Origin of the sequence: Mesorhizobium sp. M4A.F.Ca.ET.020.02.1.1, from assembly GCF_004022645.1 — a bacterium.
GTDB lineage: Bacteria > Pseudomonadota > Alphaproteobacteria > Rhizobiales > Rhizobiaceae > Mesorhizobium.
On the sequence record NZ_RZOI01000533.1, the window covers coordinates 1 to 4,329 of the forward strand.

General features: G+C 61.8%; 4 protein-coding genes. 2 read left to right on the forward strand and 2 right to left on the reverse strand.

Features of this window, described 5'->3' with window-relative positions:
• Window positions 1-580 (forward strand): lytic transglycosylase domain-containing protein (locus tag EN742_RS25965; RefSeq protein WP_148670254.1); only part of this gene is annotated, 580 nt, incomplete at its 5' end.
• Window positions 581-817: 237 nt separating this feature from the next.
• On the forward strand, window positions 818-1,708 hold the full coding sequence (locus EN742_RS25970) for an alpha/beta hydrolase (RefSeq protein ID WP_128333442.1): 891 nt from the start codon (window positions 818-820) through the stop codon (window positions 1,706-1,708).
• A gap of 156 nt (window positions 1,709-1,864) precedes the next feature.
• Here EN742_RS25970 and EN742_RS25975 read toward each other — a convergent pair whose 3' ends face one another.
• Both EN742_RS25975 and EN742_RS25980 read right to left on the reverse strand, forming a co-directional pair.
• Window positions 1,865-2,932, reverse strand: coding sequence for a site-specific integrase (locus tag EN742_RS25975; protein WP_128333443.1), 1,068 nt, complete (start codon window positions 2,930-2,932; stop codon window positions 1,865-1,867).
• 237 nt (window positions 2,933-3,169) lie between these two features.
• On the reverse strand, window positions 3,170-4,312 hold the full coding sequence (locus EN742_RS25980) for a porin (RefSeq protein WP_128333444.1): 1,143 nt from the start codon (window positions 4,310-4,312) through the stop codon (window positions 3,170-3,172).
• Window positions 4,313-4,329: the final 17 nt, after the last annotated feature.

Consider the following 4,329-nt stretch of genomic DNA (forward strand, 5'->3'; position numbering starts at 1 on the left):
CCATTTCATGGCGCTGAAGGTCGGCAAGATCGCCGTCGCGCGCGGCATCGATGTCGGCGCGCTGTCGCACCCGCTTGGCGTCATCCCCGACACCGCCGACATTTCCGGATCCGGCAAGGCGCTGGCCTATGCGATCGCGCGCCAGGAAAGCGAGTTCAATGTCGGCGCCATCTCCAGCGCCGGCGCGCGCGGGCTGCTGCAATTGATGCCGGGCACGGCCAGGCAATTGGCGAAGAAGGCCGGGCTGACGTTCTCGCAGACGCGGCTGACAAGCGACGCCGGCTATAATGCGACGCTGGGCGCCGCTTTCCTCGGCGAGCAACTCGACCGCTTCAGCGGCTCCTACGTGCTGACTTTTGCCGGCTACAATGCGGGTCCCAACCGCGCCGCCCAATGGGTGGCCAAATACGGCGACCCGCGCGGCAAGGACACGGATGCCGTCGTCGACTGGATCGAGCGGATTCCCTACACGGAAACAAGAAGCTACGTGCAGCGCGTGATGGAGAATTACGAGGTCTACAAGATGCGTATTTCCGGGAAGTACGACATCGTCGGAGATCTGGTGAATGGGCGGAGTTGAGCCGTTTTTCCCCTTCTCCCCCTGTGGGAGAAGGTGGCTCGGCGCGTAGCGCCGAGACGGTTGAGGGGTGTTGGACGGATCGCCGCCGTCGCCAAGCTGGAGCACCCCTCATCCGACCGAGCTTCGCTCGGCCACCTTCTCCACAAGGTGAGAAGGAGGAGCCTCACCGATTTGACCGCCCCTGCCCTCGCCTGTAGCACTCGCAGACGAATCGGCAATGGCGAGGGACGTGTCCGCATGCCAGGCGAAGGTTTCTCCGACTTTTTCTATGACGCGCCGGATGGGCTCCGGCTTCACGCCCGCATCTATGGCGAAATCAATTCGGGTCGTTGGCCTGTCGTCTGCCTGCCCGGCCTCACCCGCAACGCGCGCGACTTCCACGAATTGGCACTGCGCCTGTCGAGCCAGACCGAGCGCAAGGTTGTCGCCTTCGACTATCGCGGGCGCGGGCAATCGGCCTATGACCCTGATATCAGCCATTACACTGTCGGCGTCGAGGCCGGCGATGTCCTGGCCGGGCTGGCGGCACTGGACATCGAGGACGCCGGTTTCATCGGCACCTCGCGCGGCGGGCTGATCATCCATGTCCTCGGCGCGATCGCGCCGGCGGTGCTGAAGGCCGTCGTTCTGAATGACATCGGCCCGGTGATCGAGGCGCCCGGCCTCGCCCATATACGCTCCTATCTCGACGGCGCACCGAAGCCGAGGACGTTTACCGAGGCACTCAGTGCCCAGCGCGGCGTGCATGGCGCAGACTTTCCGGCACTGACCGAAGCGGATTGGGAGCGAATGGTGTCGGCGCTCTATCACGAGACCGACGCCGGGCTGGTGTCGGATTTCGACCCAAGGCTGGTCGATACGCTGGCCAGTCTCGACTTCAGCAAGCCGCTGCCCGATCTGTGGCCGCAATTCGAGGCGCTCACGGCGTTGCCGCTGCTTGCCATACGTGGCGCAAACTCCAAGCTGCTGTCAGCAGCAACGCTTGCGGAGATGCAAAAGCGCCATCCCGGCATCGAAACAATCACGGTCGAGGGCCAGGGTCATGCGCCGTTCCTCGAAACGGGCACCTTGCCTGTCGCCATCGCCGCGTTCCTGGATCGGGCGGAGCGGAAAATCCAAAAGAAGTAATCCAAAGTTCAAAATCGGCCGATGAGCTATTGCAACAGTATAGAAACGCTTAGAAAGGCAATCGCTTCCGGAATTACGGCAACCGGTTCTGAACGTCGGCGCCGCCCCTCATCCGCCGCCGGCACCTTCTCCCCGTGAACGGGAGAAGGAAACGAGCTAGTTGGCCCTGGAGCTTTTCCCGGCTGCTTTCACCGCAGCCGCTTCGCGCTTCGGCTTACGCGCCGGCTTTGAGGATGATGGCGCGGTCAGCGGGGACGAAAAGACGGAACTCTCCGTGGCCGCCGCATTGCCGCGCGGCGTTTCCAGCACGAAGACACAGCCGTCGAGGTCGTTGGTGGCGAGATGCGCGTAGCGCATGGTCATCGACAGCGTTTGGTGGCCGAGCCACATCTGCACGCGCCTGATGTCGATGCCGCCCTGGACGAGTCGCGAGGCGCAGGTGTGACGCAGTATGTGCGGCACCACCTGTTCGTCGGCGGCAAGGCCAACCTCGCCCTTCGCCTCATTCCAGATGGCGCGGAATTGCGCCTGGCTGAACGTGGTGAAGGGGCCCTTGGGACGGCGTCCCTCGGTGACTGGCAGCTTGATGACTTCCTTGACGCGAGCGGTCATCGGAATGGTGCGGCTGCGACCGGACTTGGTGATCCAGAAGGAGACGCGGTGCTCCTGAATGTCGTTCCAGATCAGGCCGAGCGCCTCGCCGAGGCGGCAGCCGGTGTCGACAAGGAAGACGGCGAGCCGGTAAGCGTCCTCGCTGCGGCTCCTGATCGCCGCAAACAGCCTCGCCTCTTCGTCCTTTTCCAAGAAACGAATCCGTCCCGCCCGCTCCTTCTGGCGGCGGAACTCGGGCAGGCTGTGGATATCCCCCATCTTGTGAGCCTTGCGCAGCAGTTTGCTGAGAGCGGCCATCTTACGATTGATGGTCGCGTTGCTGTTGCCGCGCTGGCGCAGGGTTCCGATAAGGTTGTCCAGGGTGCTCTGGTCAAAGGCGCTGAAACGCTCCCCGAGGAGGATCTCATCGATTTCGCCGATGAAAGAGCTGACATTGTATTTATGTCGCCCATCATCCCAGAGTATATCCCGATATGCTGAAAACAGCTCTCCGACCTGATACGACTTTACTTCTCTTATCTTGTCGTAGCCGTATCTAATCTTTACGGCCTGAGAAGAAAACATCGCGAAATGGTCAGAGGCTCCCCCCTCTTGAATCGCTTCGTTCGTCATTTTTTTGACCACACCCCCAAGTGGGTAGGCGTCACCTATCCGCTTGGAAGCGTCCTTTCAAGAGTTAAGTCTGACAAATCCGATTTCATCCGCCCGAGGGCGAATCCCAACGAACCGCTTTGCCGACTTCAGCTATCGAACCCCCTCTTCCTTCTGTTCACCCTGCCCGTCACGAAAACAAAAACAGCCCGGGCGTTGAAGCACCCGGGCTGGATTTCACCTGTGGACAACCAGCCCTTAGAACGAGCGCTGGAAGCGGATGAGACCGCCGAGGCTATTTTCCTTGGTAGCGCCGGTCCAGTTAGAGACCGTGTCCTCACCGACGTGCATGTAGTCGACTTCGGCCGTGACCGTGAGGCCGGGAACGATGTCGTAAGCAACGTTCACCGCTGCGCCGAAGTTCTTGCCTTCGTCATAGGACAACTGAGCATTCAAAGAGGTCTTCTCGTTGAACTTGTAGGTGCCGCCGCCCCAGACTGCCCAGTTGCCGCTCCACTGCTTGTAGAAGCCGCGGCCACTGGCGTCGACAGCGTTGCCGGCGTTATCCAGCAGGTTGTCGTCGGTGCCGTAGCCGGCCATGACCCACAGCTGGATCGCGTCCGAAGCGTTCACGTCCAAGCGAACCTTGCCGGCCACTTCTTCGTAGTTGCTGTCGTAGGAGATTACGCCGGTGATGGCGCCCCAGCCCTGCGTGTACTTCACGCCGCCGACGACATGCGGAACGTAGCTGTCGATCGTGTCGAAGCCGGAACCCTCTTCGAGCGAGACCACGGCCGAGAAGCCGTTGCCGGCGTCGAAGTAGTACTGGACGACGTTGGTGTCGAAATCGCCGTAGGGAACCAGCGTATCCTGGATGACGTTGCCGGCGTAGCCGATGAACGTGTTGAACGCCGATTCGTCCTTACCGACGCGCAGCCCACCGAGCTGGATCCAGGCGAAGTTCAGCGAAGTGCCCTTGTTGAAGGCCGGATTGACGTCGCCGTCCGCGCCCAGATCGGCGTTGCGGTTGCCGAAGTTCCAGCGGGTCTCGGTGTAGGTCTTCAAGGTGCCGAGCTCGGTTTCCTGGCCGGTCCAGGTCTTCAGCGTGAAGCGGGCATTCTTGTAGAAGGTGTCGTTGCTGCCGCCGTCCTCAACATCGGCGGACGTCGCGCCGTCGAACGCGCCGACGTCGCCGACGCCGATGTCGTAACGGACATAGCCGCCGATGCGCAGGCAGGTTTCGGTGCCGGGGATGTAGAAGTAGCCCGAGCCGTACACGTCGCAGATCTTGACGTATTCAGCCGGTTCCGGCTCGGCGACGACAACGGCGTCGGCGGCGCGCGCACCGGAAACTGCGATCAGGGCCGCAGCTGAGCCGAGAAGAAGGCTCTTGATGTTCATTTTCTGACCTCCAGTCA